Origin of the sequence: Jeotgalicoccus sp. FSL K6-3177 (assembly GCF_038050175.1) — a bacterium.
Taxonomy (GTDB): Bacteria; Bacillota; Bacilli; order Staphylococcales; family Salinicoccaceae; genus Jeotgalicoccus; species Jeotgalicoccus nanhaiensis.
In genome coordinates, this window is record NZ_JBBOSK010000001.1 from 149,254 (window position 1) to 176,248 (window position 26,995).

Annotated in this window: 26 protein-coding genes and 1 riboswitch; of the genes, 17 read left to right on the plus strand and 9 right to left on the minus strand. The window is 40.3% G+C overall.

Annotation, left to right across the window (positions count from 1 at the left end; genetic code table 11):
* Window positions 1-67 precede the first annotated feature (67 nt).
* The 3 genes from MHH58_RS00700 to MHH58_RS00710 form a co-directional block, all read right to left on the minus strand.
* Window positions 68-1,561 (minus strand): pyruvate kinase, encoded by a 1,494-nt coding sequence (locus MHH58_RS00700; protein ID WP_341344721.1) that lies wholly within the window; start codon window positions 1,559-1,561, stop codon window positions 68-70.
* A gap of 19 nt (window positions 1,562-1,580) precedes the next feature.
* On the minus strand, window positions 1,581-1,988 hold the full coding sequence (locus tag MHH58_RS00705) for a hypothetical protein (RefSeq protein WP_341344722.1): 408 nt from the start codon (window positions 1,986-1,988) through the stop codon (window positions 1,581-1,583).
* A 65-nt stretch (window positions 1,989-2,053) separates the two neighbouring features.
* Complete coding sequence (locus MHH58_RS00710) at window positions 2,054-2,317, minus strand: 4a-hydroxytetrahydrobiopterin dehydratase (RefSeq protein ID WP_228063436.1); 264 nt, start codon at window positions 2,315-2,317, stop codon at window positions 2,054-2,056.
* 136 nt (window positions 2,318-2,453) lie between these two features.
* Here MHH58_RS00710 and MHH58_RS00715 point away from each other — a divergent pair, with 136 nt between their 5' ends.
* The 3 genes from MHH58_RS00715 (at window position 2,454) to glnA (ending at window position 5,072) form a co-directional block, all read left to right on the plus strand.
* Window positions 2,454-2,870 carry a pyridoxamine 5'-phosphate oxidase family protein gene (locus MHH58_RS00715; RefSeq protein WP_341344723.1) on the plus strand — a complete coding sequence of 139 codons (417 nt, stop codon included), beginning with the start codon at window positions 2,454-2,456 and terminating at the stop codon, window positions 2,868-2,870.
* Between the two features lie 57 nt (window positions 2,871-2,927).
* A complete protein-coding gene (locus tag MHH58_RS00720; protein ID WP_341344724.1) occupies window positions 2,928-3,665 on the plus strand; it encodes a tryptophan-rich sensory protein in 738 nt (245 codons plus the stop codon).
* A gap of 72 nt (window positions 3,666-3,737) precedes the next feature.
* The gene (gene glnA, locus MHH58_RS00725; RefSeq protein WP_341344725.1) at window positions 3,738-5,072 is read left to right on the plus strand and encodes a type I glutamate--ammonia ligase; all 1,335 of its coding nucleotides are present in this window, start codon (window positions 3,738-3,740) and stop codon (window positions 5,070-5,072) included.
* Window positions 5,073-5,111: 39 nt separating this feature from the next.
* Here glnA and MHH58_RS00730 read toward each other — a convergent pair whose 3' ends face one another.
* Both MHH58_RS00730 and MHH58_RS00735 read right to left on the minus strand, forming a co-directional pair.
* Entirely contained in the window at window positions 5,112-5,840 is a 729-nt protein-coding gene (locus tag MHH58_RS00730; protein WP_341344726.1) for an SDR family NAD(P)-dependent oxidoreductase, read from the minus strand.
* A gap of 39 nt (window positions 5,841-5,879) precedes the next feature.
* A complete protein-coding gene (locus MHH58_RS00735) occupies window positions 5,880-7,319 on the minus strand; it encodes a phosphate--AMP phosphotransferase (protein WP_341344727.1) in 1,440 nt (479 codons plus the stop codon).
* Window positions 7,320-7,526: 207 nt separating this feature from the next.
* Here MHH58_RS00735 and MHH58_RS00740 point away from each other — a divergent pair, with 207 nt between their 5' ends.
* Window positions 7,527-8,396, plus strand: coding sequence for a LysR family transcriptional regulator (locus tag MHH58_RS00740; protein ID WP_341344728.1), 870 nt, complete (start codon window positions 7,527-7,529; stop codon window positions 8,394-8,396).
* Between the two features lie 37 nt (window positions 8,397-8,433).
* Here the strand turns inward: MHH58_RS00740 and tcuA are convergent, their stop codons facing one another.
* Complete coding sequence (gene tcuA / locus MHH58_RS00745) at window positions 8,434-9,936, minus strand: FAD-dependent tricarballylate dehydrogenase TcuA (RefSeq protein ID WP_341344729.1); 1,503 nt, start codon at window positions 9,934-9,936, stop codon at window positions 8,434-8,436.
* 232 nt (window positions 9,937-10,168) lie between these two features.
* Window positions 10,169-10,311: riboswitch (FMN riboswitch) on the plus strand.
* Between the two features lie 142 nt (window positions 10,312-10,453).
* Between tcuA and ribD the strand changes: the two genes are divergently transcribed.
* From ribD to MHH58_RS00770, 5 genes are read left to right on the plus strand one after another with little or no spacing between them, the layout of a single operon-like run.
* Entirely contained in the window at window positions 10,454-11,497 is a 1,044-nt protein-coding gene (gene ribD, locus MHH58_RS00750; RefSeq protein ID WP_341344730.1) for a bifunctional diaminohydroxyphosphoribosylaminopyrimidine deaminase/5-amino-6-(5-phosphoribosylamino)uracil reductase RibD, read from the plus strand.
* The gene (locus tag MHH58_RS00755; RefSeq protein ID WP_341344731.1) at window positions 11,482-12,096 is read left to right on the plus strand and encodes a riboflavin synthase; all 615 of its coding nucleotides are present in this window, start codon (window positions 11,482-11,484) and stop codon (window positions 12,094-12,096) included. The genes ribD and MHH58_RS00755 overlap by 16 nt, the downstream gene beginning before the upstream one ends.
* On the plus strand, window positions 12,089-13,258 hold the full coding sequence (gene ribB, locus MHH58_RS00760) for a 3,4-dihydroxy-2-butanone-4-phosphate synthase (protein WP_135097530.1): 1,170 nt from the start codon (window positions 12,089-12,091) through the stop codon (window positions 13,256-13,258). The genes MHH58_RS00755 and ribB overlap by 8 nt, the downstream gene beginning before the upstream one ends.
* A gap of 12 nt (window positions 13,259-13,270) precedes the next feature.
* Window positions 13,271-13,738 (plus strand): 6,7-dimethyl-8-ribityllumazine synthase, encoded by a 468-nt coding sequence (ribH, locus tag MHH58_RS00765; protein WP_341344732.1) that lies wholly within the window; start codon window positions 13,271-13,273, stop codon window positions 13,736-13,738.
* Window positions 13,739-13,755: 17 nt separating this feature from the next.
* Entirely contained in the window at window positions 13,756-14,232 is a 477-nt protein-coding gene (locus MHH58_RS00770) for a nucleoside deaminase (protein ID WP_341344733.1), read from the plus strand.
* Window positions 14,233-14,431: 199 nt separating this feature from the next.
* Here MHH58_RS00770 and MHH58_RS00775 read toward each other — a convergent pair whose 3' ends face one another.
* Window positions 14,432-17,353, minus strand: a complete 2,922-nt coding sequence (locus MHH58_RS00775; protein ID WP_341346075.1) for an efflux RND transporter permease subunit — start codon at window positions 17,351-17,353, stop codon at window positions 14,432-14,434.
* 184 nt (window positions 17,354-17,537) lie between these two features.
* Window positions 17,538-17,879 (minus strand): DUF6176 family protein, encoded by a 342-nt coding sequence (locus MHH58_RS00780; protein WP_135097539.1) that lies wholly within the window; start codon window positions 17,877-17,879, stop codon window positions 17,538-17,540.
* Between the two features lie 159 nt (window positions 17,880-18,038).
* On the opposite strand from MHH58_RS00780, the gene MHH58_RS00785 reads away from it, so the two are divergent.
* The 8 genes from MHH58_RS00785 to arsC all read left to right on the plus strand — a co-directional run bounded on the left by MHH58_RS00785 (window position 18,039) and on the right by arsC (window position 25,662).
* A complete protein-coding gene (locus tag MHH58_RS00785) occupies window positions 18,039-19,490 on the plus strand; it encodes a SulP family inorganic anion transporter (RefSeq protein ID WP_341344734.1) in 1,452 nt (483 codons plus the stop codon).
* A 17-nt stretch (window positions 19,491-19,507) separates the two neighbouring features.
* Window positions 19,508-19,912, plus strand: a complete 405-nt coding sequence (locus MHH58_RS00790) for a universal stress protein (protein ID WP_115884992.1) — start codon at window positions 19,508-19,510, stop codon at window positions 19,910-19,912.
* A 135-nt stretch (window positions 19,913-20,047) separates the two neighbouring features.
* Window positions 20,048-21,568 (plus strand): acetaldehyde dehydrogenase ExaC, encoded by a 1,521-nt coding sequence (gene exaC, locus MHH58_RS00795; protein ID WP_341344735.1) that lies wholly within the window; start codon window positions 20,048-20,050, stop codon window positions 21,566-21,568.
* A complete protein-coding gene (locus tag MHH58_RS00800; RefSeq protein WP_341344736.1) occupies window positions 21,569-21,904 on the plus strand; it encodes a DUF779 domain-containing protein in 336 nt (111 codons plus the stop codon).
* A gap of 288 nt (window positions 21,905-22,192) precedes the next feature.
* Window positions 22,193-23,533 (plus strand): MATE family efflux transporter, encoded by a 1,341-nt coding sequence (locus tag MHH58_RS00805; RefSeq protein ID WP_341344737.1) that lies wholly within the window; start codon window positions 22,193-22,195, stop codon window positions 23,531-23,533.
* A 110-nt stretch (window positions 23,534-23,643) separates the two neighbouring features.
* A complete protein-coding gene (locus tag MHH58_RS00810) occupies window positions 23,644-23,958 on the plus strand; it encodes an ArsR/SmtB family transcription factor (protein ID WP_341344738.1) in 315 nt (104 codons plus the stop codon).
* Window positions 23,958-25,247 carry an arsenic transporter gene (locus MHH58_RS00815; RefSeq protein ID WP_341344739.1) on the plus strand — a complete coding sequence of 430 codons (1,290 nt, stop codon included), beginning with the start codon at window positions 23,958-23,960 and terminating at the stop codon, window positions 25,245-25,247. The genes MHH58_RS00810 and MHH58_RS00815 overlap by 1 nt, the downstream gene beginning before the upstream one ends.
* Before the next feature lie 13 nt (window positions 25,248-25,260).
* Window positions 25,261-25,662: an arsenate reductase (thioredoxin) gene (gene arsC, locus MHH58_RS00820; RefSeq protein ID WP_341344740.1), complete on the plus strand. Its 402-nt coding sequence runs from the start codon at window positions 25,261-25,263 to the stop codon at window positions 25,660-25,662.
* A gap of 42 nt (window positions 25,663-25,704) precedes the next feature.
* Here the strand turns inward: arsC and MHH58_RS00825 are convergent, their stop codons facing one another.
* A complete protein-coding gene (locus MHH58_RS00825; protein WP_341344741.1) occupies window positions 25,705-26,976 on the minus strand; it encodes a M20 family metallo-hydrolase in 1,272 nt (423 codons plus the stop codon).
* Between the last annotated feature and the right edge of the window lie 19 nt (window positions 26,977-26,995).

Below are 26,995 nucleotides of genomic sequence, written 5' to 3' on the forward strand. Positions count from 1 at the left end.
CTACTGGCATTTTACGTTGCATTATATCACAAAAAATGCGTCTCCCCGTTCGGAAGACGCATGCTGTCTATTCAAACATTGATTTAGAGATATTCAATGCTCTCAGCATCGCAGTTTTCTTATAATTATGTCCTTCGCTCTTACTTAAAATATCATCCACAGTTTTCACACCATCAACAATATAGTCGCCTTTATTCAGCATAATACATTCAGCACGGGATCCTGCAACGACATCTGATATTTCGGAACGTGTCGGAATTCCGGTTTTAATCAATGATTCCAGCACCTGAGTAGCCCAGATTACCGGCACATGAGCAGCTTCACAAATCCAAAGCAGCTCTTCTTGTATCTCACTGAGCCGTTCATAACCGATTTCTACTGCCAGATCTCCCCGCGCTACCATGATTCCAAAAGGTCTGACTGCGGCAGCTGCAGCAATAATATTCGGTATCTCCCCGATAGCCTCAGTCGTTTCTATTTTGGCGATAACCGGCATCTGCTGTTTACCGGCCGTCAATTTTTCTCTTAGAGTATCTTCAATATATCTCATATCATCTGCACTTTTGATAAAAGAAAAAGCGAGAATATCTGCGTGTTCCGCTGCAAAATCGAGATCGTTCATATCTTTCTCTGTCAGTACATTTAAATTGATATCAAGGTCCGGAAAGTTAATGCCTTTTTCTGTTTTAATTCTGACACCTTTTGCTTTAGATGTTTTAGTGACCCGGCAGATTAAACCATCATCCTGAACTTCTGTTACTATTGCTTCTACCTGCCCGTCATCAATTTTAATCAGCTGATCAATATCTACATTTTTCAACACCTCGGGAACCGAAGTATTAACCGCTATATTCACTTTGGAAGGCAGTATCATTGCTTCCTGATTAGAGAGAAGAAAGTATTCTCCAGTTTTCAGTTTTGGGTTTCTTTTGGAAGTCAAAAGAGTCTTGATTCGAACTTTCGGACCGCTTATGTCCATTAATATTCTGCATGAGTCTCCGGTCTCATCAGCTGCTGTTCTTATATTTTCAATCATCTGTTTCCAGGTATCCTCATCATCATGTGCACAATTAATCCGTGCAGAATTCATCCCCGACTCAATCAGGGATTTAACCAGTTTATAATCTTTTGCTGCTTCAGGCGGCATCGTTACCATAATTTGCGTGTATCGGTGCTCTTTACTCTCGCCGAGCAGCATATTTGTATTGTTCGCAAGCGGACTGTTTCGATCTTCCGAAGCCGGATATTTAAAGTATTCAGTATCCTGTTGAATATCACCGGTAATATATCCGAGAGTTTTAATAACAGCATCGAGGTTGCCGGCAACGTTTGGTTCCAGACGGCCGAGGGATGATACCCCCCATGGGATTAATGAATTTTGCAGTTCGCGGCGGTCGTAACGGCGAAAAGCCATATAGTAAGCGAGATTTCTCAAACTTTGGATATATTCTTCCCGTACTTCTCCTCTCTGCCAGGATTCCAGTATGTGTTCACCGTCTTTTGCAACCTGTCTGCGTATCTGTTTTATATCTTCTAATAACGGCAATGCTTCTTTATTCATAACGACCACCTCTATAGTCTTAAATACCTTTTTTATGAAGTATAAACATCAGGATGAAATACACCAGATGAATATACGTCCAGACGATAAAACCCGTGAAGCCGTGCAGCACGATAGTCATAACACTTAAATATTCGAGCAGATAAAACAGCATACTTGTGACGACCCAGCTGAAAATCAAAGCAGCTATGTAGATTCCCGGAAATTTATTAAATATAAATTTAAGTAAAACAGCAATCGCAATGGACACCGCGAGATGCAGTGCGATTTCTATACCGATATTCAGATCTCTTTCAGTTAAAAAGTCAACATTCAGAAGCAGTGACATAAGTTCCAGAGGGGTCAGGTATTCCACAATCGCACAGACAATAAGAAGAAACATACCGGTAATCCCCCCGGCAATTATTCCTGAACGCAAATATTTCATATATTCATTCCTTAAGTTTATAAACGGGGCTGCCGGTTTTTTTACAAACCGAGCAGCCCGTTAATTTAACCGTAAATTTTGTCAGTGGCTTTAGCACCTTCGATATCCCGTTCTTTCAGCTCATGCGTTGAGAAAGTTGTCCAGACTACCGTAACTGTTGTGTAATTAATTCTGATACCGGGATGATGCTGCTCTTTTTCAGCATGCTGTGCAAGCATATTTACAAATTCAATGCCGTCTAAAAAACGTTCGAATTTAAACTTCTTAATCAGTTTCTCGTCTTTTAATTCCCAGCCATCCAGTTTTTCTGCTTCTGCTTTAACATCCATTATTAATTACCTCCTGCTCATTTTATATACAGTAATTTATACCCTTTATGAATAAAAGAAATCATGCAGATGATTGAAGATAGTAAGAATGTGGTACTTATATAAAATAAAACAATTATAAGGGACAGGTGATATTGTGGAACAATCTAAAGCTATTGAACGTATCGAAGAGATATTAAACGAGTCGAAAATAGGTGTTTTATCCACAGTAAAAGACAATGTGCCTAATGCACGGTATATGTGGTTTTATAATGACGGATTAACGCTGTATGCCAAAACCAATGACCAGTCTCCTAAATACGATGAACTCGGAGAGAACCAGCAGGCTCATGTGCTGCTGGGATTTAATGATACTAAAAACCATGCTTTCGTAGAAATCAGCGGCGAAGTTGAAAGAATCAATGACCAGAAAACAATCGACTGGCTGTGGGAAAAGCAGGACCAGAGTTTCTTTGACTCTAAAGAAAATCCGCATTTGAAAGTGCTGAAAATTACACCGAAAGAAATAAAAATTATGAATGACGACGAGGAACCCGTTGAAGTCAAACTATAAGGAAAAGCGAGGGAAAACCCTCGCTTTTATTATGACTGATAACAGGAAGGGGATTTGATGAACACTCAGAAAAAATGGGCAGCGGGTTATCTGGCTGCTTTTTTAGTAATGATAGTGATGAACTACTTTATAGGAACAAACGTTGGAAGTGTTGCAGATAATAATCAGCCTATTATTCAGCCGGCAGGATTTGCTTTTTCTATATGGGGTTTGATATATGCTTTGGTATTTATTTGGATAATTAAGCAGTTCTTTCAGAAAACATGGGAAGATTCTCCAGCATACAAATTAAAATACTGGCCAATTGTTAACTTTTTACTCAACAATGCCTGGATTTTAGTGTTTACTCAGCAAATGATACTCGCTTCAGTAATTGTAATTTTTTCATTGCTGATCACCTTATTTATTATGCACATTCTAATCACTGGAGGGCATTATAATTGGTTTGACCGTTTACCTTATTCTATTTATTTTGCCTGGGTGACAGTTGCATCTATCGTTAATGTTTTTCAATTAACGAATGATAATAATATAGATTCTCTAATCGGCTTGGATGAATTAACATGGACAATTATTATGCTGGCAGCAGCCGGAGCTATCGGTGTCATAATAGCGTTGTATTTTAAAGACTGGTTATATCCCCTTGTCATTATCTGGCCCTTATTTGCTATCTATACGGAGAATGACAGTGAATATACAAGTTTAAATATTACGTTGCTGATTGTAAGCATCGTACTCGCAGTTTCTTCCATTGTTGTTATGGTGATGAAAATTAAAATTAAGGAGAGGGTTTAAAGATACAGTTAATCGGGTTTATAAAAGAAGAGAAGATTTATGTGTTGAATATATTTAGGAGTGGTCATTTTAATGAGTAAAATATCTAAGGAAGATATTTTAAAGATTGCAGAACAAGAAAATATTGGTTATGTAAAACTTCAGTTTACTGATATATTAGGTGCGCTTAAAAACGTGGAAATTCCAGTTGAACAGCTGGAAGAAGCTTTGGATGGCGAAACTATGTTCGACGGCTCTTCTATCGAAGGCTTTGTGCGTGTTGAAGAATCGGACATGTTTTTAAAACCTGATTATAATACATGGGCTATTTTCCCATGGTCGGATGAAGACTGCAGAGTAGCACGTCTGATTTGCGATGTGTACAATTTTAATAATGAACCGTTCGAGGGAGACCCGAGAAGTAATTTAAAACGCATCATCAAAGAAATGAAAGATATGGGTTATGATGCTTTTAATTTAGGGCCCGAACCAGAGTTCTATTTATTCAAACTGGATGCCGACAGTAATCCAACGACAATTGTAAATGATACAAGCGGATATTTCGATTTATCGATTACGGATTCAAGTGAAACATGCCGCCGTGAAATAGCTAGAACATTGAAAGAAATGGATTTTGAAGTGGAAATGTTTCACCATGAAGCGGGGCCGAGCCAGCATGAAATCAGTTTTAAGTACAGTGATGCTGTGACTTCGAGCGATAATATCCAGACATTTAAGCTAGTAGCGAAAACAGTTGCGAGAAAATATGGACTGCATGTTACATTCATGCCTAAACCGCTGTACAATGAAGCTGGAAGCGGCATGCATTATAATGTATCGTTATTTAAAGATGGTAAAAACACTTTTTATGATGAAAATGATGAGTACGGACTGAGTGAAGAAATGAAATACTTCATGGCCGGTCTTTTAGATCATGCGAGAGGGTATACAGCCGTCTGCAACCCGCTCGTAAACTCGTATAAGCGTCTGAGTTCGGGATTTGAAGCTCCCCGTTATATTGCATGGAGTGGGAGTAACCGTACGCCGCTGCTCAGAATCCCATCAACCCGCGGTGCAGGTACACGTGCAGAAGTGAGATCGCTGGACCCTTCAGCGAACCCGTATCTCGCAACTGCTGTAATCCTGAAAGCAGGACTAAGCGGTATCCAGCATCAGAAGGATTTAACAACACCGGTAGATGAAAATATTTTCGAAATGACAAATAAAGAGCGTAAAGCAGAAGATGTGGAAGACCTGCCGACGACATTGTATACAGCTCTGAAGGCACTAAAGGCTGATGAAGTTATTCAGGACGCATTGGGTAAACATATCTGCGACCACTTTATAGAAAATAAAACCTATGAATGGAAGATGTACAGCGCACAGATTACAGCGTGGGAAAAAGAAGAATATTTAACGCAGTATTAATATAAAAGAGGAGTAACGCTATGCGTTACTCCTCTTTTTTTAGATATAGTCTTTAACATCATAGCTTTCTTTACTGCCGAAGTCTTCCAAGGTTACCACTTTATATAATGCTGCTGCAACGTCTTCTGCTTTCGCCAGTTTGTTTGTTTCCTTGTATTCTTTAAAACGGTCGAGATTAGGGAACTCTTCAATATCCGATGCTCGGATTACTTCCTGCATTCCTGTATCGATAACGCCCGGGTAAAATACGGCGCTCTTGATGTTGTTGCCCTGATGGATATTTTCTTTATCCAGCACGCTGTGAATCATATTTACAGCAGCCTTTGAACTGCAGTACACACTCCAGCCTTCTACGGGGCTGCGTGCAGCACCGCTTGTCACAGTAACGATACGCTTTTCTCCTCCGAACTCTTTGAAGCGGTTTACAAACCCTTGAATAAGCAGCGTTGGTGCAACGACGTTCACTTTATAGTTGGTAAGCATTTCCTCTGCGGATAAGTTGCTTACAGCTTTTACAGGATCAACGATTCCCGCAACATTCAGTAAATATACTTCATCATTTTCGTCAGGGTCGACAGAGTTAAAGATTTCCGGAACAAACTGCTCCATAGCATCAGTATCACTGAAATCCATTGTGAATGCTTTATAGATATTATCTGTATTTTCTACGCTGCTTCTTGTAATACTGATAATTCTGCTGTCTGTGAATGCTTTAGCGGCAGCTTCACCGAGCCCTCTGTTAGTACCTGTTAAAAATACATATTTCATTTAATATTTCCCCCTTGTTTTTATGTTACAACAATTCCACTATACTCTTTTATCAGCTTTCGCTAAATGTTCTTCGCATATTTTTATAATTGTTCTGAGAGCAGTAATACGGGCATAGCGTTTATCGTTTGCAGGGATGACTTTCCAGGGGGCATGTGCAGTATCTGTTTTACGAATCATATCTTCTGAAGCTTCTAAATATAAATCCCATTTCTCACGGTTGCGCCAGTCTTCATCTGTAATTTTCCAGCGTTTTTCAGGATTGTTTTCACGTTCTTTAAAACGTTCAAGCTGTTCATTCTTATCGAGAGACAGGAAAAATTTTATAATAATTGCACCGGAATTATAAAGTGATTTTTCAAAATTATTAATTTCGTCATAGGCCCGCTGCCATGCGCTCGCCGGCGTGAATCCTTCAATGCGTTCAACAAGCACCCGGCCATACCAGCTGCGGTCAAAAAAACCGATATGACCGCTTCTCGGCGTCCGTTTGGCGAACCGCCACAAGTAATGGTGAGCGAGTTCAATATCAGCCGGCGCACCAATCGCGTTGTTCTTATAGCCTGTTGGATCGAGGAGCGCCCTTGTACGTTTAATATTGCCGCCTTTGCCGGCAGCGTCCATTCCTTCGTAAACAAGTACAAGAGGAATTTTTGCCTGATAGAGCTGGAATTGTATTTCACGCATTCTTGACTGCAGAGCGGGCAGCATGTCCTTGTATTCATTTTTTCCAATACTTTCTTTGTCAAAATCGAAGGTAAACAAGCCGGTTTTAAAGTCACGCTGGAACATACCGTCTATTTGCGGTTTATTTTCCTGTTCCCTCTTAATTCTGATTTTTAACTGTTTAATAATCGAGGAGTACAAAGTATTCGCAGCTTCTTCTTTGTTATGGAAATCAATGCGGGTCCATGGACAAACCGTTTCATCCATAAGAAAATGCTCCATCTCAAGGTCATAGTCATGATGCTGCAGACGACTCTGAAATTCTTCAGCTTTCCATTTCAAGACAGGATTATTTTTAAGTTTTTGAAGATGACGCTCCCGAACTTCTTTATCAGTATTAATATAGAACTTTAAAATCTCATAGCCGTTATCAGTTAAAGTCTTTTCAAAGTTTCTCATATCATCTTCGATTTGTTTAAAATCAGCGTTAATATTGCGCTTGATCCTATAATCCTTATATTCTATTAACTGTGAGTACCAGCTCCTGAAATGAATGTTGATATCGCCGTCTTTTGGTAAATGGTACCAGTAGCGGTGCAGAAAAGGATATCTTAAATCAGCTTCCCTCGGCGGTCGTGTAGCGATAAAATCCGTATATTTTGCATCGAGCGACATGTACAGTGCGTTTGCCAGCCTGGATTTACCCGATGCAGGTGCACCTTCAATAATAATCATGACAGGAATATTTAAATCATGTGTTCGGCGTGTGACCTCTCCAAGTTCAAACTCCAGCTCTTTATCAATTGAAATCATGTACAACCATCCCCTTATATGAAGATATGTCATTAATTTTAAAATCTTTGTTAATTTCAGTATAACTTTGTGCAGGATAAACTGCATTTCATAAGTATAAGATTGAATTTATATCTAACTTCATAAAAGAAATTGATAACATTAAGTATAAGCATCATAATACTATTTAAATACTAAATATTTGGAAGTTTTAAAAGGGGTATAAAAATGGACCAGAAGGATTGGAAAATATTAAAGATTCTGCACGAAGAGAAAAATATTACGAAAACTGCTGAGAAGTTGTTCGTTTCCCAGCCTTCACTAAGCTACCGCTTAAAGAAACTTGAAAGAGAGGTAGGAACGGATATAATTTTCAAAACGAAAACGGGTATTGAATTCACTTCCGAAGGTGAATATCTGGTGAATTATGCTAAAGAAATGCTTCAGAGACTGCAGGTTTTAAAAGATAATATTAATGATATGAGCGAAGAAATATCAGGAACTTTAAAAATTGGAGTATCTAGTAACTTTGCCCAGTATATTTTACCTAATTTACTCAAATCTTTTTCAAATAAATATCCTAAAGTACATTTTAATGTCAGTACGGGCTTGAGTTCAGATGTTTATCGTATGCTGAATGACTCATCGATTCACATTGGTATTTTAAGAAGAGATTACCAGTGGCATGGCGGCAGAAAACATTTGCTGAACAGAGAATCTCTGTATATAATTTCTCAGAGCGAGATTGACGTTATGAAACTGCCTGAATATAAACAGATAGATTATAAGACGGATTCGTCACTTAAAGGAATTATCAATCATTGGTGGCTGGCTGAATTTGCCTCGCCAGCAAATATAGAGATGGAAGTGGATCGTCTCGAGACATGCAAAGAATTAGTGAAAAGCGGACTGGGTTACGCAATCGTTCCTGAAATTTGTTTAAAAGAAGAGGATAAATTGTATAAAAAAGAAGTGGAATCTAAAGATGATTTAACTGTAAAAAGAGATACGTGGTTAATGTATAATGCGGATTATGAAAATCTGGTTATAGTAAATAAGTTTATTGAGCACATGAAATCATGGGGGAATATAAAGTGAAAAAGAAAGCATCGGGAGATGCTTTCTTTTTTATGTTTTAAACTTCAAGCTGTTTCTTTGATTTTAAATAAGCTTTAACTGAGTCTCCTGCAGTTTTACCGAAAACCGACCCTGACATTAACCCGGAACCGCCCGGATAATTGTGATAGAAAAGGTCTCCAACCATTTCACCTGCAGCGTACAGACCCTCAATTGGATGTTCGTTTTCATCCAGCACTTCGGAATTGCTATTTACTTTTATTGCACCGAAAGTAAATGTGATGCCGCAGGTAACGGGGTAAGCGTAAAATGGACCTTTGTTAAACTTAAGCGCCCAGTTTGTTTTGTTTGGTGATAACCCCGAGGTTCCTTTACCGTCTTTCACACTCGGGTTGTAATCGCCGTCCTGTACTGCATCGTTGTAGCTGTTAATTGTTTCTAAGAAATTCTCTTTATCGACGCCCATTTTCACTGCAAGTTCGTCGATGGTATCAGCTTTTAGCATGGTTGCCTCTTCAAGGTTGTACTCTACTCTTAACATGTCTCTTACTTGGCTATCGTAAATCTGGAATGCTTTTTGCTGAGTCTGCTTCAGTGTTTCCTTGCCGTACTTGGCATATGTGTAGTTTCTGAAGTCAGCGCCTTCATCGACGAAACGTTCGCCTTCGACATTAACGATTAATCCTAATGGATATGATGATTTCTTATAGATGTCACCAGGTTTGCTGTAGTCGCCTGTCTTAGGTGAGTTATAGTCTGTAGTATGTGCATGACAGCCGTCATACTGGCCTGCTTTTACTGCGCCGGCTTCAAGTGCCATTGAGATACCGTCGCCTGTATTGTACTCACTGCCGCGGACAATCGCATTTTCCCACTGCTTGCCGAGATATTCCATACGTTTCTTTTTATCTGCTTCAAATCCGCCGCTTGCTAAAACAACTGATTTAGTCTTAACGAGAACTTTTCCGTGCTCTTCACTGTTTACGTAAACACCTGTAATTTTACCATCTGTTTTCTCAAGTTTTTCGGCAGGTGATGCATACCAGAAGTCTACACCATTTTCTTCAGCTTTTTTGAATAATGATTTTACAAGTCCTATACCTTTATCGACTGTTTTAACCGGCAGCCCGCCCCAGAATGCTTTCTTCCCGTCTTTTTCAAAGAACTGGTTTTCATTCAGCTGGAACTGAACACCCTGCTCTTTCATCCACAGAATAGTTTCATATGATTTTCCTGTCAAATGCTCAGCCAGGCTCAGATTACTCTTATTTTTAGTAACGTTCATTAAGTCGCCGTGGTAATCTTTTGCAGTATATTCGGGTAATTCAATCGCCTTCAAGTCATCTTCGGACAGATTGTCTACAACTTTGCTTAATCCGTTGAGATCATTATAGGCAAAACGTATTGCACCGTCGGTAAAAAATGAGTTGCCCCCGCGCTTGTGCTGCGGCCCTTTTTCGACAACCAAAACTTTTAGATTATCTTCACTCGCAGACACTGCAGCGCTTAAAGCAGCATTACCTGACCCTACTACAACTAAATCATATTCATAATTTGTCATTTTATAATTCCCCCTGTTATGGATGTATGACTTAAGAGTAGAGTATTTAATATGATAAATGAAATATCAGTTTTATATTAAATGCAATAAAAATATTCTATAACACAGAGAGGTAAAGCTCTAACACTTTAAAACTACCGTTAAAATAAGCTAATTAATATTCTGACAAATCAATACATTGCCTTTTTCCTACCAGTGTACTATATTTTATATAGAGTTTTTCAACTGAATACTATTCTTTCGGGGCAGGGTGTAATTCCCAACCGGCGGTAATCTTTTTAGAAAGCCCGCGACCCGTACGGTATTTATTATCGTATGGCTGATTCAGTTAAAGTCTGAAGCCGACAGTTAGAGTCTGGATGGGAGAGAGAATAATGCAGCAGCGTAGAAATGTTTTTAAGCATTTTAATACGTTTATTTAACATTGTATAAAATACTGTGTTACTTTAGCATACATTTTTTAACGCCTTCGAATGTTTTTATTCGAGGGCGTTATTTTTATTCAGGAGGTAAAAACTTGAACAGATATATGGATATGGCTGTAAACCTGGCCAGGATGTCAGCGGGTCAAACGTCAGTGAACCCGCCGGTCGGCGCTGTCGTCGTCAAAAACGGCAGATTCATCGGCTACGGTGCACATTTAAAAGCGGGAGAACTGCATGCAGAACGAGCCGCATTAAACAGCTGCATTGAATCTGCAGCAGGAGCGGATATATATGTCACGCTTGAGCCATGCTCGCATCATGGAAAAACACCGCCGTGTACGGATGCTGTAATCGAAGCCGGCATTAAACGTGTATATTATGCGGCCCGGGATGTGAATGACAAGGTCGATGGCTTAAAGGTATTAAACGATCAGGGTATAGAAACGATTTACCTGAAACACTCTGATGTCGAAGAACTTTATCGTCCGTTTAATACCGGCATACTGAATCAGCGGCCATTTATTACACTAAAAGGTGCTATGAGTCTTGACGGTAAAATTGCACACCAAAACGGTGACAGTCACTGGGTCAGTAATGAATATTCACGCCTGGATGTGCATCACCTCAGACAGCAGCATGACGGTATACTAATTGGCGGCCATACTTTGTTAAACGATAATCCGAGTCTGACCACCCGTTTATCAGATAACGATTCACATCCTGTACCAGTTATTCTGCTGGGCTCTCAAACACTGAAGGCGGATATGAATATTTTCAAACATCCGCATAAGCCAATCATCTTTACCAGCAATAAAGAGAACGCAGCATTTGAAGATCGTGCAGAACTATACTTTGGATCTTACGATTTAAGCGAAATACTTTATATATTATATGAACGGAATATAGCTTCACTTTTGGTGGAGGGCGGCTCGTCTATCCACACACAATTTTTAAACGAAAACTTATTCGATGACCTCATCATTTACATTGCCCCGAAAATATTTGGTTATTCTGAGTATCAGCTTCATCAAGGCGACCCAGACGGTCAGCTGAATCTGATATTGCATCATGTTGAAAAGCTCGAGTCGGACATCAAACTTACTTACAGGAGGACTCAAGCATGTTTACAGGATTAATCGAACAAACTTCACCCGTACTTTCTATTAATAAAACATCCGCATTAACTGAATTGGAAATACAGAACACCACTTTTGATGATTTAAATATTGGTGATTCTATCGCAGTGAACGGTGTCTGCCTGACCGTTACAAAACTTGAAGAACAGTCATTCTTTGTTGAGATTGTTAATGAAACGAACAAAATAACGTCGTTATCGGAACTGAGGAATGGAGATCTGCTTAACCTTGAACGCGCGATGAGACTGGACCAGCGGCTTGGCGGCCATATCGTATCCGGCCATGTTGACGGCACAGGAGTTATTGCCGGTATTTATAACGACGGTGATGCTTTAGTAATCACTGTGGAATGCCCTCGAGAATTAATGAAATACATGACCTTAAAAGGATCTGTAACAATTGACGGTATCAGCTTGACGCTGTTCGATATTAACCTTGAGAATAATACATTTATTTTAAATATCATTCCTGAAACACAAAGCAAAACGACGCTCGGACAAAAGAAACAAGGGGATGTTGTCAATATAGAGGCGGATATGATGATTAAACATATCAATCATCTGCTTAATTTTGAGAAAGCGGGTGGTACTCATGTTTGATTCAATACACAGTGCACTGGAAGATTTAAAAGTAGGAAAATTAATCATCGTTGTGGATGATGAAAACAGGGAAAATGAAGGAGATCTCGTTGGTATATCAGAGTTTATCGATGCGTCAGCGATTAACTTTATGGCCGCACATGCCAGAGGACTGATTTGTACACCTGTTTCAGCTGATATTGCCGAGCAGGCAGGACTGGCTCCGATGACTGAACATAACAGTGACGAATACCAGACTGCTTTTACAATTTCTATAGATCACGTCAACTCGACAACAGGTATCAGTGCCTTCGAACGATTCGATACGGTAAAAGCACTTCTTGATATAAATGTTTCACCTGAAACATTTAACCGCCCGGGACACGTATTTCCGCTAATTGCCAAGGATGGCGGTGTGCTGGAACGTCAAGGTCACACAGAAGCTGCGGTGGACCTTGCAAGACTTACAGGAGCAAAACCTGCAGGTGTAATTTGTGAAATTATGAATGAAGACGGGACGATGGCACGTGTTGATAATTTGAAAGTCTATAAAGAAAAACACGGCTTAAAAATGATTACTATCGAAAATTTGAAAAAATATATAATGCAGCAGCACGCTGTAACGCTGGCAAGCACTATTTCTATGCCGACGAAATTTGGACAGTTTATAATGTATGACTTTATCGACCGTGAAGGCAAGGAGCATCTTGCTCTTGTCCATGGAGAAATTACTCCGCATATGAATGTACGTATTCATTCTGAATGTCTGACCGGAGACGTCTTTAAAAGTGCGCGCTGTGATTGCGGGGATCAGTTGGATAAAGCGATGCAGATTATCAGTGAGGAAGACGGTATCATCCTGTATATGCGCCAGGAAGGACGCGGAATCGGGCTGACAAATAAATTAAAAGCATACGAACTCATAGAACAGGGTTACGATACAGTGACTGCTAATGAACATCTCGGTTTTGATGCGGATCTGCGCACATATGAAGAAGCAGCAGCTATGCTGAAACACTTAAAAGTGGATGAGGTAACGCTGCTGAGCAATAACCCGAAGAAAATTGAAGGACTGCAAAAAGAAGGTATTACAGTACATTCGAGAGAACACATCGTGACTGCAAATATATATAACGAAGATTATTTAAATACAAAAAAAGAAAAAATGGGACATCTGTTATAGGAGGAAAAAATAATGAATGAATTACAGAAAACGATGAACGGTGAAAATTTGAAGATAGCAATAGTTACGGCAGAGTTTAACGATTTTATTACCGATCGCCTGCTGGATGGTGCACATAAAACATTACTCAAGCACGGTGTGAAAGATGAGAATATCGATTTAGTATATGTACCGGGAGCCTTTGAACTGCCGCTGACAGCAAAAACACTGGCAGAAACGAAGAAGTACGACAGTGTTATCACGCTCGGCTGCGTAATCCGGGGCAGTACAACTCATTATGATTATGTTTGTAACGAAGCAGCAAAAGGTATAAGCCATGCAGGATTATCAACAGGCGTACCCGTTATATTTGGCGTTATAACTACTGAGAACATCGAGCAGGCAATCGATCGTGCGGGCGCGAAAGTGGGCAACAAAGGCTCTGAAGCGGCTGTAACGGCAATAGAAATGGCGGGAGTCATCCAAAGTATTAAAAAATAATACAAGGAGGTTCTTGAATGATAACTGAATCAGATAAAGCATACTTAAAACGCAGTGTGGAACTCGCTGAAGAGGCATTAAAAACAGGTAATTCACCCTTTGGATCGCTGCTTGTGTCAAAAGACGGTGATGTGCTGTTTGAAGACCACAACCGCGACAAAGACGGAGACCAGACGAAACATCCGGAATATGCAATCGCGAAATGGGCAGTAGAGCATTTATCGGCTGGAGAACGTAAAAGTTCAATAGTTTACACTTCAGGAGAACACTGCTCAATGTGCTCATCTGCACATGCACTGGCAGGGCTTGGCCGGATTGTCTACGTAAGCTCATCAGCACAGCTGAAAGAATGGCAGCAAGAGCTCGGTCTTACAGAATCAGGTGTGTTAAAAGGTTTAAGTATTGAAGAAGTCATTAATAATCCAGAAGTAGATGGACCTGATGAAGAACTGTCACAGCAGGTGAAACAGCTTCAGATAGAATATTATAAATAACAAAAGTACCGGAAATCTTAAGTGATTTCCGGTACTTTTAAATTTTTTGAGGTTATCGGGGGTGTGGATACACATGAACTTCTGTCATGCCAGCTCAGCTCTGAATTTAAACCAAGTGTTTTAGCCATAGTTTCAAGGAGCAGATCGTCTTCGCTGCAAATAAAAAGGACTTCCCTCGGGAGGTCCTTTTTATCTTATATTATTTCTTATTGCTGTATTTAAATTTGTAGTAGAAGTAGTACAGTGCAGGTGTTGCAACCATCGACAGCAATGTCGAGAATGCAAGTCCGGCAATGACTGTGACTGCGAGCGGCTCGAACAGAACGTCACCGCTGAATGCAACAGGTATCAATGCAAGTATACTCGTTACAGTAGTTAAAATAATCGGCTTAAATCTTGCGCGTCCACTTTCGTAAATCGCAGTATAAATGTCGTCGACACTGCCGTCTCTTCTGCGAATTTCTATAAAGTCTATTAACACAATCGCGTTTCTGACGACGATACCGGTCAGTGAGACCATCCCCATTATACCTAGGAAGCTGATTGGGGTCTGAGTTACAAACAGACCGATAACGCCTCCGCTTATTGCTAAGAAGATGCTGAATACTATAATCAGCGGCAATACGAGCGAGTTAAATTCAAAAGCGATAACAAGGTATACAAGAATCAGTATTACTGAGAATAAAATACCAATTTCGATAAAAAAGTCGGTCTGGTCGGATGATTCTCCGCCGACGATGACTTCTGTACTGCCCTCGAGGCTGCTACTGTAATCACTGATTAACGATTCTGCGGCTGTTTCATCATCTGAATATACTTGAAGTTCGGCAGTTCTTTCGCCGTTTTTGTGCTGAATTGCAGAAGTATCTTCAGTTTCTGATAAGGTGACAAAATCACTTAACGGATACATCTCCGGACTGCCGTCCTCGATGTTCACAATATCGATATTATCGAGGTAATATTCATCAGCATATTTTAAGGACAGCTCTCTGCTGCTTCCGTCTTCAATAATTTCCTGAAGCGGAACCCCTTCTGATATCATATTTAATTCATTTTTAACCTGTGATATTGAAATGCCGTTTTCTTCTAATGCATCGTAATCAATACTGTATTGTAATGTTTCTACAGGATTGCCGATGCTGGAAGTAACGATTGCACCTTCATTTTCAAGCTGTTTAGTGAGTTCTGCAACTCCGGAACTTAAAGTATCTAGGTCTTCTTCGAAGAATTCCACTGTAATTGGAGCGCTGGCTGGCGGTCCCTGAATAATCGTGTTCATGAATATTTTAGCATCCGGGAATGCTTCACGTAACGGTGCTTCATATTCGTCAATCGTTGCTGAAGCACTCATTTGTTCCTTATCTATCTGCAGTGCAATCTGTGCTGTATTTTCACCTGACTGATCTAAAGAAGCACCGAATAAGTTCGGCAGACCTTCACCTGTAAAGATAGATACACCTTCCACATGATCCATATCTTCCAATAGATGAGCGAGGACTTCTTCTGTATCTTCATGTGTCTTCTGTATCGTCTGTCCTTCATCAAAAACCAGATCAATTGTGACTTCTGAGCGATCGGCTTCGGGGAAAAACTCAAATGGTGTGAAGCGAACAAGACCGACTGACAATAAAGTGATAACAAGAATAACTAAAAACGACAACAATGGACGTTTTAATACTTTAGGCAATACTTTATCGGCATATACTTTACTGCCCCGTGTAAATGTTTTTCCTAATAACCCTGGAGTCTTAGATATTTTTCTATAAGGGATTACTTGGCGCATAGCTGGAATAAATGTCAGTGCAAGCACTGTTGAAACAATCATTGTAGATATTAAAATACTCGGCAGTGCTTTTATAAAGTCACCATTTGCACCGGATAATAACAGAAGCGGCGAGAATGTAAAGACGATAGCAGCTGTTGAAGCAATAACTGACGGTGCAACTTCTTTAACACCGTTATAAATCGCATCACCTTTACTGTCTCCGAGTGTGAATCTGCGTTCAATATTATCGTTAACGACAATCGAATCATCGACGAGTATGCCGAGCGCGATAATTAAACCGATAACGGAAATCTGGTTTAGATCGACACCCATCCACGGTATCGGAATCAGTCCAATAAAGATTGAAATGAGTACAGTCAGCATTACTGTAATTGCACCGAATAATGATAGTCCGATTGACGTCCCGATAATAACAGCAATTACTGCAATCAGCAGTGACGTATATAAGCCGATAAATATATCTTCAACATTCTCTCTTTCCGATGAAATATTATCTACCGTTACGCTGTCAGGCATACTGTCAAATCTTTCGTTAATAATGGACTCAACATTTTCAGATACTGACGGTACATCTTCTTCACTTGATAAAAACACTGTGAATGATATTGCGTCCTCACCGTTGTACTGAACAATATCTGCAGGAGTGCTTTCAACTGACTCAATACTCGCAACATCTAAGAGCGGCACTCTATCTTCACCTATACGTACTTCTTCAAGTACTTCGAGAGCTGTTTTATCTTCAAATGATAAACGAATAATTTCGTCATCCTGAACATCCTGTCCCAGCACGACAGGGCTCAGAGATAAGTCGATTTCATTCATGATTTCATTTGGATTCAGCTGTTCTTCCGATAAAGCGTCCCAATCAAGCTGGATTTCGTATTCCGACTCTCTGTAACCTTTAATTGTTACACTATCGACACCGGAAAGCTGGATGATTTCCTGCTGCAGGCTCTCAACGTCTCCTCTGACAGCTTCTAAGTCCTCAAAAGAACCGCTATGTATTTGATAACTTAAAATCGGGAATGCATTTGTAATAGACTCAACTTCCGGCTGAGCCGCATATTCCGGCAGGTCACCGCTGATGCTCTGCACTAGATTATTAACATCATTGAGCACATTATCCGGAGTGCTGCCGTCACTGAGAGAAAGTGTAATGACTGAAGCATTATCTTCTGAAACTGAAGAGACTTCTCCGATACCTTCGATACTGAAGATTTCAGTTTCGATAATATTTGTTATGTTTTCCTCAATGTCATCTTTGTTGGCTCCCGGCCATGCAGTGATTACATTAATTAAATTCACTTCAGTTTCGGGAATTTCACGCTGATCGATAGTTCAAAAAGTATACACACCCACAATAGACACTGTAAAAATTAAGACTATGAATAACAAACTTCTTTTTAATAATATATCAGCCAGTTTTTTCATATGCATCCTCCATTAAGATAACAAAAAAGTTATGTTCTACTGTCATTATATAGTAAAATTACCCGCCAATAACATTGGCGGGTAATTTTTATCTAAGTAATTGTCTGAGGTGTTCAGGCAGCATGACTACTTCTGCCTGCATATCTGCAGGGCGGAAAGTTTTATCAATGCATTCATCCATATATTCAAGATGTTTTTCATCCAGGTGGGTATCGTCAATTTTCTCGCCGTTTTCATCACTCTGGATGCTGTACCAGTATAAGTATTCAACATCCATAAAGACTTCCCGGAAAATTGTTTCGACGTACATCTTTTCACCTTCAAGGTTTAAAAGAACATCGTCCATATTATCACGCATGTATTCAATCCATTCGTCAACTACAGCGCTCTTACCCTCTTTTACTTTGAACTTTGTCAGTTCTGCTCTCATTTCATCCCTCCTGGTATTTTTAATTTAAACAGCATTCTCATATACATTTTATATGAAACTTAACCCGTATGCTATTTTATAAGGTTATTTTATAAAGAAATTTATTGATTTCATCTGCTATACTTTATATAAGTAATAAATTTTAGGAGACAAAAATATATGATAGAAAAGTTTAAAAGAGAATGGCTGACCTCGCCCGGGACGAATATTATGGCGGGAATTGTCGTCGCGCTGGCACTCATTCCGGAAGCTATAGCGTTCTCTATAATTGCTGGAGTAGATCCAATGGTCGGGCTTTATGCTTCGTTTCTCATCGCGGTAATTATTTCTTTAGTCGGAGGAAGGCCGGCGATGATTTCAGCTGCAACGGGTGCAGTTGCATTATTAGTCGTTCCGCTTGTCAGAGAATACGGTGTGGAATATTTATTTGCCGCAACGATACTGATGGGAATAATACAGATCATTCTCGGGATTTTTAAAGTAGGAAAGCTCTTAAAATTCATTCCGAATTCGGTTATGATCGGCTTCGTCAATGCATTGGCTATAATGATTTTCATGGCGCAGCTGCAGCATATTTTCGGGATTTCATTTGATACATATATCTATGTAGCGATAACAATTGCGATTCTTTACCTATTGCCGAAATTTCTCAAAAAAATACCTGCTCCGCTGGTTGCGCTGGTTGTATTAACAGCATGTTATATATTTTTCGGGGCTGAAGTACGCACAGTCGGTGATTTGGGAGCGATAGAAAAATCATTGCCGAGCTTCATTATACCTGATGTGCCTTTCACTCTCGAAACATTAAAAATTATCTTTCCTTATTCATTATCGATGGCTATTGTAGGTCTGGTTGAAAGTCTTCTGACAGCACGCATTGTTGATAATGCAACAGATACGTACAGCAGTAAGAACAAAGAATCACGCGGCCAGGGTATTGCAAACTTTGTAACTGGTTTTTTTGGCGGCATGGGCGGCTGTGCGATGATTGGACAGTCAGTGATTAACGTTAAATCAGGAGCTACGACGCGTTTATCCACATTTACAGCAGGTGTTGTCTTAATGCTGCTCATCATTGTCTTCGGGGATCTGGTCGTGCAAATACCGATGCCGATACTCGCAGGAATTATGGTGGTCGTTACTATCAGCACATTTGACTGGAAAACATTTAAGTATATGAAAGCTGCTCCGCGCACGGATGTATTTGTTATGCTGCTTACTGTAGGGATTATTTTAGTTACTGATAATCTGGCAGTCGGTGTTATTGCAGGAGTATTCTTCAGCGCAATTTTCTTTGCAACAAAGATATCAAAAGTAAAAGTGACTTCTAAATTAACAGAAAACCATTATATTTTTCTGTTCGAAGGACAAATATTTTTCGCTTCGATAGATACGATGATTGAACAAATTGAATTTAAGCAATACGATAAGGACATCCGTCTGGATTTCTCACAGGCGCACCTCTGGGATGATTCCGCAGTAGATGCAATAGATACAATGGTCAGGAAGTTTGAAGATAAAGGAAACACAGTATACGTGGATAAATTAAATGCAGACAGCCGAAAAATAGTTAAAGAACTCAGTCAGCTGAATGAACAGCATTTAACTTAGAGAACGGGGGGATTTAAATGTATAAATCGATACTGCTTGCAGCGGACGGATCGAATAACAGTTTCAGGGCCGCAGAAGAAACACTGAATTTCATTAATGAAACTGCAAAGGTTACAATACTGAATGTAATCCAAATAGAAAAGTCAAAAGATGCAATCCTTCATGGTGAAAATACCATCCAGGAACAAAAAGTGAAACTGTCGGATATTATTGAGTTATACGAAGAAAATAACGTTGATTATAACGTTGTTTTTGAAAGAGGTATACCTGATGAAACTGTGGTTAAAGTCTCTAACAGCGGAGATTATGGCATTGTAATACTAGGCAATAGAGGATTAAATGCTTTGCAGGGAATGATGATGGGCAGTGTGAGCTATAAAGTAGCAAAACGGGCCAATATACCGGTGCTTATAGTTAAATAAAGAGAGACGGATGCATAAAAGCATCCGTCTTTTTTAAAACTTAAAATAGAATTATCTGTAAATTGAAAGCCTTTACATTAAGTGCTCTTATTAGGTAGAATGAAAGTATCAAAAACATAATAAGGGGGAAAAGAAATGGTATTTGAATTTCCAAATAAAGAAGGCGCCAAGTATAAGATTAAAACACAATACGAAAACTACATCGGCGGTGAGTGGGCACCGCCTGCAGATGGCGAGTATTTTGAAAACGAGTCTCCGGTAACCGGTGAAGTCGTGTCTAAAGTGCCCCGTTCTAAACAGGAAGATGTCGATAAAGCAGTTGCTGCAGCACGCGAGGCGCAGAAGTCGTGGGGATTAACATCTGTAACGGAGCGAAGTAATATTCTTTTAAAAATTGCAGACCGTGTAGAAGAACATCTGGAAGAGCTTGCTGTATTAGAAACCTTTGAAAATGGTAAAGCTGTGCGTGAAACATTAAATGCCGATTTGCCCCTTGTTGTCGACCATTTCAGATATTTTGCAGGTGTTATCCGCGGACAGGAAGGCGGTATTTCACAAATAGACAATGATACAGTGGCATATCATTATCATGAACCGCTTGGAGTCGTCGGGCAGATTATTCCATGGAATTTCCCGCTGCTTATGGCAACGTGGAAAATCGCACCTGCTCTTGCAGCCGGCAACTCTATCGTCTTAAAACCTGCAGAACAGACGCCGACTACGATACTGCATCTGGCGGAACTGATTGGAGACCTGCTTCCTGCCGGTGTCTTAAATATCGTTAACGGTTTCGGTTCGGAAGCAGGGCAGTCACTCGCAACACACACCGGCATTAATAAGATTGCCTTTACCGGTGAAACAACGACAGGACGCATCATTATGCAGAATGCAAGTCAGAATATCATTCCTGTAACGCTGGAACTTGGCGGGAAATCACCAAATATTTTCGCAAAAGATGTTCTGGATGCAGACGATGAATATCTGGACAAAGCAATCGAAGGCCTGGTAATGTTTGCGCTTAATCAGGGAGAAGTGTGTACATGCCCGTCACGTGCGCTTGTTCATGAGGATATCTTTGATGAATTTATGGAACGTGTTATCAAGCGTGTCGAACAGATTAAAGTCGGTAATCCGCTGGATCCGGATACGATGATGGGTGCTCAGACTTCAAATGAACAGAAAGAAAAAATAGCTTCTTATCTGGATATCGGTAAAAAAGAAGGCGCAGAAATACTGACAGGCGGAAACTTAAAAGAAGTCGACGGCGATATCGAAAATGGATATTATTTCGAACCGACTATCTTTAAAGGCCATAATAAGATGCGCATCTTTCAGGAAGAAATTTTTGGGCCGGTACTTGCAGTAGCCACTTACAAAGATGACGATGAAGCAATTGAAATTGCAAACGATACACTGTACGGACTTGGCGCAGGCGTATGGACACGCAGCCAGAACAGAGCATATCGTTTAGGACGTGCAATTCAGGCGGGCCGTGTATGGGTAAACACTTACCATGACTACCCTGCTCACGCAGCATTTGGCGGTTATAAAATGAGTGGTATTGGCCGGGAAAACCATAAGATGATGCTTGGACACTATCAGCAGACTAAAAACCTGCTGGTCAGCTACAGTGAATCTCCAAAAGGATTTTTCTAATTGGCAGTACTTGAACAAGTCTATGCGACTGATCAGGCCAGATCACTTATTAAAGAATTAAAAGAAGAACACGGAAACTTAATTTTTCACCAGTCAGGGGGGTGCTGCGACGGTTCCAGTCCGATGTGCCTGAAAGAAGGCATGATGATTATAGGAGATGTCGACGTGCAGCTTGGTGAAATAGAAGGTGTGCCTTTTTATATGAATCATAAGCAGTATGAATACTGGAAGCATACGCAAATTACGCTTGATGTTGTTAAAGGCATCGGCGGTATGTTCAGCGTGGAGGGGCCGAGAGGCGTCAGATTCCATATTCGCAGCGAACCGATAGAGTAAACAAAAACGGTCACTTTGGTGGCCGTTTTTTTGCTTGTCTTATAAAAAGTTAAACGCATTTCCAAACAAACCGGAGAGAAGCAATCCGGCGATTAATCCAAAGATGAATATCAGTCCCCATTTAACCCATTTCATAAAAACAACTCCTTTTTCTTACATCGTTACTGATATACCCTTTCTTTTCTAGATATACCGGTAATTTTAGAACGAATACTTAGCTTTTTCAGCTGCTTCGTCTTATAATATTACATTGTGTTTTACAGTAACTAAAAATCAGCAGGTGAAGAAATGAAAAGCTCGAAAAATGATTTTACTACCGGACCTATATTAAAGCCGCTGATTATATTTTCAGCGCCGATTATGCTGGCAAATCTACTGCAGACCAGCTTTCAAATCGTCGACAGTCTCTGGGTTGGAAATATTCTCGGTGCAGAGGCGCTCGGTGCTGTGGCCATTGCAACAACAATACTGGTCACTATCTTGTCTTTCATACTTGGATTAAACAATGCGGCACTGACGATTTTATCTCAGCAGCATGGCCGTAAAGATGATGAAGGTCTGAAGCGTTATTTAAATGCTTTTATCGTTATTATGACGTTAATGTCTGTGGTCTTTGCTGTAATCGGCTATATCTTTGCAGAAAGTTTGCTCGGGATTATAGGGACACCGGATGCTATTCTTGATATAGCGGCATCATACCTCCAAATAAGCCTTCTCGGGATGTTTTTTCTGTTTGGCTATAACTTTATCAATACTGTGTTCAGAGCGCTCGGCGACAGCAAAACCCCGCTCAGAATCGTCTTGCTTGCAGTAATACTGAATGCGATTTTTGCACCTCTGTTTATGATTGTGTTTGAACTCGGTATACAGGGTGCGGCTCTCGCGACAGTCGGATCGCAGGCACTTGCTTTTCTATATAGTGCTTATCTCGCGGTAAAACGCAATCTGGTAGCGTTTAAGATACCTTCAATACCGGCTAAATCAGAAGTCGTCTTGATTTTAAAACTGGGTATTCCAGCTGGCTTGCAGATGGGTGTTATTCATGCCGGTATTGCAGCGATACTAAGTGTAGTTACACAGTTTGGTGCAGACAGTGTAGCGGGATTCAGCGCAGCACAGCGCCTCGACAGTTTAATTATGCTGCCGGCAATGGCTCTGGGTACGGCAGTGAATGCTATGGCAGGACAAAATATTGGTATTCAGCAATGGTCGCGCGTGAAACAAATTGCTCGTTATGCCGTGTTATATAACTTCGGTTTAATGCTGAGTGTGGCTGTTGTTGCAATTATCTTTGCAGAAGCGGGGATCAGAATGTTTATTCAGGATGAGGATGCTGTAGAATTCGGGACGAATTACTTAAGAATAGTGGCACTTTGCTACCCGTTTTTAGGGCTGAACTTTGTACTGAATGGTATCGTCAGAGCTTCTGGAGCGATGTATCAGGTACTTATTCTGAATATCATTTCCTTTTGGATACTGCGCTATCCGTTATCCGGACTGTTTGCTTCGTACTTCGGAGAAATTGGTGTCGGTATCGGAATGGGCGTCAGTTTTATTATCAGCAGTGTGTTTGCCTACTTGTACTATAAGTTCGGCAGTTGGAGAGAAAAAGAGCTGTTTAAAAAGTAAACAAAATATAAGAGCTGTCTGGTAGTCCCGGACAGTTTTATTTGTATAAAAATATATAGACATATATCTATATAGATGTTAATCTATATATAAATTACGGAGGTATATTTATGAATTATGGCGAAACAGCTTCATTATTAAAAATTATAGCGGATCCAAGCCGTCTTGAAATACTTGATTTATTATCGTGTGATGAACTATGCGGTTGTGATTTACTAGAGTATTTTAAGTTTTCCCAGCCTACTTTGAGTCACCATATGAAAGTTCTGGTAAACAGTGATTTTGTTACGAAAAGAAAAGATGGTAATAAAGTAATGTATGAGCTCAATCACGGAACGATGAGTAAAATAGAAAACCAGCTTCAAATTATTAACTCATCTAGCGAATATTGTGCATGTCAAACTATGGAAAAAGGTATTTGCTAATGACGATACTGGCGGTAAGTATATTTATTATTACTTTAATATTTGTAATTTGGCAGCCGAGAGGGCTCGATATCGGTATTACGGCAATGGTCGGCGCGGCACTTGCCGTAATAACGGGTGTTGTATCATTCGGAGATATTATAGAAGTGACAGGGATCGTCTGGAATGCGACATTGACGTTTGTCGCTGTAATACTGATTTCATTAATACTGGATGAAATAGGATTCTTTGAATGGTCGGCACGACACATGGTTAAAGCCTCAAACGGCAGCAGTCTTAAAATGTTTATCTACATAGCGCTGCTCGGTTCTGTCGTTGCAGCATTCTTTGCAAATGACGGTGCAGCATTAATTCTGACACCGATTGTACTGGCGATGGTCCGGAATTTAAACTTTAAGGAAAAAGTGATTTTCCCATTTGTTATTGCCAGCGGTTTTATAGCGGACACGACATCGCTTCCGCTGATTGTCAGCAATCTGGTGAATATCGTGTCGGCTGACTACTTTAATATCGGATTTATAGAATATTTTCTGCATATGATTATTCCTAATATCTTTTCACTTGTCTCAAGTATTCTGGTGTTATGGCTCTTCTTCAGAAAATCGATTCCGGATACTTTCGATGCCAGTAGTTTGAAACTGCCGCATGAAGCTATTAAAGATAAAAAAATGTTTAAAATATCTTGGATAGTACTGATCATGCTCTTAGTTGGCTACCTTCTGAGTGAATTTATCGCGGTGCCTGTGTCGTTTATCGCGGGAGCTATTGCTCTTGTCTTTCTGGTACTGGCACGTAAATCAGAAGCGGTCAGTGTATCACGTGTGATCAAAGGTGCACCGTGGAATATCGTTGTCTTTTCAATCGGTATGTACGTCGTTGTTTTCGGTTTGAGAAATGCAGGCCTGACGGATCTGCTTGCAGATTCTATTGTTGCAATGACTGAATACGGACTCTTAGCCACTGTTATGGGCATGGGTGCAATCGCGGCAATTCTGTCGTCGGTCATGAATAACATGCCGACAGTGATGATTAATGCGATAGCAATCAGCGAAACCGGAACTCAGGATGTTATTAAAGAAGGTTTGATCTATGCGAACATAATTGGTTCTGATTTAGGACCAAAAATAACGCCTATCGGTTCACTTGCAACGCTGCTGTGGCTGCATGTTCTAGCTAAAAAAGATATGAAAATATCTTGGGGAACGTATTTTAAAATCGGCATACTGATAACGCCTCCTGTGCTGATTATGACACTGCTCGGATTATACTTTACGTTATTAATATTTTAAATGAGGGATAACTATGGCTAAAAAGACAATATACTTTGTATGTACAGGCAACGCTTGCCGCAGTCAGATGGCTGAAGGACTTGGTAAGGAGATTCTCGGAGAAGAATGGAATGTGTATTCTGGCGGAATAGAAGCGCATGGGGTGAATCCGAAAGCAATTGAGTCATTGGCTGAAATCAACATTGACATCAGCAACAATACATCAGATTTAATTCAAAAAGATATTCTCAATGCATCTGACCTCGTTGTTACATTGTGCAGCGATGCGGATCAGAACTGTCCCGTGCTCCCAGCTCATGTGACTAAAGCTCATTGGGGATTTGATGACCCGGCAGGTAAAGAATGGCAGGAGTTTCAAAGAGTCAGAGATGAAATTGGCGAACGAATTTTACAGTTCAAAAATACAGGGAAATAAAAATTACTGCCGCTTAAATCAAAGCGGCAGTAATTTTTTAATTTATTTATTCATTTGTTTTTCTAAGAATTTTTTTAATACATGAACGGTCGTCACGCAGTCATTTAGACTGGTCCACTCTTTAGGATTATGACTGATACCATCTTTACTGCGGGCAAAAATCATTGCGACGGGCAATGTAAGGCCGATATTCATAGAATCGTGGCCGGCCCCACTCGGCAATTCCATCGATTCTATACTTAATTCATTTAAAATATCGTGAAGCTCCTGTTTATATACTTCGTCAACAGGTACAGGTTTGACACGGGATGTACCGCTCACTGTAACACCGATATTCCGTTCTTCAGCAATACTGTTTGCACGTTCTGTAACGAGTTTCAGCAGTGTATCACGAGTATCTTCATGGATATCGCGTATATCAACAATCATCTTAACCGATTCAGGAATAACGTTGGCACCGTTAGGAAAAACGGCCATTTTACCTACTGTTGCGACTGCGGTATCGCTTACCAGTTTCGGAATTTCTTCCAGTTCACTGACGAAGCGGCCTGCAGCAACTAGTGCGTCCTGTCTGTCGTTCATTGGAGTATTCCCTGCATGCCCGGCGAGTCCTTTAAATTCTACCTCGAGCCATGCCTGTCCTGCTATACCGTTAACTATCCCGACAGGAAGCTTGTTTTTCTCGAGCAGTTTACCCTGTTCGATATGCGCTTCAGCAAAAAAAGTCCAGTCCCGCTGCTGAATATTTTTGTAGTCTGATAAAGAAGATCCATATTGTTCGAGAACCGCTTCGAGATTTAAACCTTCACTGTCTCTGAGAGATGCTATTAACTCATCATCAACCAAGCCCATATAGGACCGGCTGCCGAATACACCGCTTGAAAATCTGGCGCCTTCTTCATCGGAAAATATCACAACTTCATATGATTTTTCGGGAATGCAGCCTGATGCTTTCCAGGCCTCTGCAACTTCCAGTGCAGCCAGCACACCGAGAACACCGTCGAAGTTCCCGCCTGCAGGCACTGTATCTATATGCGATCCGGAAGCAATGGATTGAGAATTATCTTTTCCCTTAAATCTGCCGAAAACATTGCCCGCAGCATCAGTTTCCACAGTAAGTCCGGCATCTTTCATCCAGCCTGCAACTAATTCCTTAGCCTCTTTTTCTTCCGGTGAGAACCCCTGACGGCTGACGCCGCCTGTTGGAAGTACACCAATTTTTGAGATTGCATCGAGTCTCTCAGCCAGTCTTTTGCCATCAACCCCGTCGTAATTTAACGCAGTATTATAAACTTTCACTAATTCATTTATCATGTGTGAAAAGTCCTCCCTT

What these genes read in the sequence shown, in the direction of transcription:
- MHH58_RS00780 (WP_135097539.1), bottom strand. Translation starts at nt 17,879, where the DNA reads ATGAGAGCAGAACTGACAAAGTTCAAAGTAAAAGAGGGTAAGAGCGCT.
- MHH58_RS00735 (WP_341344727.1), bottom strand. Translation starts at nt 7,319, where the DNA reads ATGATTTCAATTGATAAAGAGCTGGAGTTTGAACTTGGAGAGGTCACA.
- MHH58_RS00700 (WP_341344721.1), bottom strand. Translation starts at nt 1,561, where the DNA reads ATGAATAAAGAAGCATTGCCGTTATTAGAAGATATAAAACAGATACGC.
- MHH58_RS00785 (WP_341344734.1), top strand. Translation starts at nt 18,039, where the DNA reads ATGATAGAAAAGTTTAAAAGAGAATGGCTGACCTCGCCCGGGACGAAT.
- MHH58_RS00755 (WP_341344731.1), top strand. Translation starts at nt 11,482, where the DNA reads ATGTTTACAGGATTAATCGAACAAACTTCACCCGTACTTTCTATTAAT.
- glnA (WP_341344725.1), top strand. Translation starts at nt 3,738, where the DNA reads ATGAGTAAAATATCTAAGGAAGATATTTTAAAGATTGCAGAACAAGAA.
- exaC (WP_341344735.1), top strand. Translation starts at nt 20,048, where the DNA reads ATGGTATTTGAATTTCCAAATAAAGAAGGCGCCAAGTATAAGATTAAA.
- MHH58_RS00770 (WP_341344733.1), top strand. Translation starts at nt 13,756, where the DNA reads ATGATAACTGAATCAGATAAAGCATACTTAAAACGCAGTGTGGAACTC.
- MHH58_RS00720 (WP_341344724.1), top strand. Translation starts at nt 2,928, where the DNA reads ATGAACACTCAGAAAAAATGGGCAGCGGGTTATCTGGCTGCTTTTTTA.
- arsC (WP_341344740.1), top strand. Translation starts at nt 25,261, where the DNA reads ATGGCTAAAAAGACAATATACTTTGTATGTACAGGCAACGCTTGCCGC.
- MHH58_RS00825 (WP_341344741.1), bottom strand. Translation starts at nt 26,976, where the DNA reads ATGATAAATGAATTAGTGAAAGTTTATAATACTGCGTTAAATTACGAC.
- MHH58_RS00810 (WP_341344738.1), top strand. Translation starts at nt 23,644, where the DNA reads ATGAATTATGGCGAAACAGCTTCATTATTAAAAATTATAGCGGATCCA.
- MHH58_RS00815 (WP_341344739.1), top strand. Translation starts at nt 23,958, where the DNA reads ATGACGATACTGGCGGTAAGTATATTTATTATTACTTTAATATTTGTA.
- ribH (WP_341344732.1), top strand. Translation starts at nt 13,271, where the DNA reads ATGAATGAATTACAGAAAACGATGAACGGTGAAAATTTGAAGATAGCA.
- MHH58_RS00790 (WP_115884992.1), top strand. Translation starts at nt 19,508, where the DNA reads ATGTATAAATCGATACTGCTTGCAGCGGACGGATCGAATAACAGTTTC.
- MHH58_RS00710 (WP_228063436.1), bottom strand. Translation starts at nt 2,317, where the DNA reads ATGGATGTTAAAGCAGAAGCAGAAAAACTGGATGGCTGGGAATTAAAA.
- MHH58_RS00730 (WP_341344726.1), bottom strand. Translation starts at nt 5,840, where the DNA reads ATGAAATATGTATTTTTAACAGGTACTAACAGAGGGCTCGGTGAAGCT.
- tcuA (WP_341344729.1), bottom strand. Translation starts at nt 9,936, where the DNA reads ATGACAAATTATGAATATGATTTAGTTGTAGTAGGGTCAGGTAATGCT.
- ribB (WP_135097530.1), top strand. Translation starts at nt 12,089, where the DNA reads ATGTTTGATTCAATACACAGTGCACTGGAAGATTTAAAAGTAGGAAAA.
- MHH58_RS00740 (WP_341344728.1), top strand. Translation starts at nt 7,527, where the DNA reads ATGGACCAGAAGGATTGGAAAATATTAAAGATTCTGCACGAAGAGAAA.
- MHH58_RS00705 (WP_341344722.1), bottom strand. Translation starts at nt 1,988, where the DNA reads ATGAAATATTTGCGTTCAGGAATAATTGCCGGGGGGATTACCGGTATG.
- MHH58_RS00805 (WP_341344737.1), top strand. Translation starts at nt 22,193, where the DNA reads ATGAAAAGCTCGAAAAATGATTTTACTACCGGACCTATATTAAAGCCG.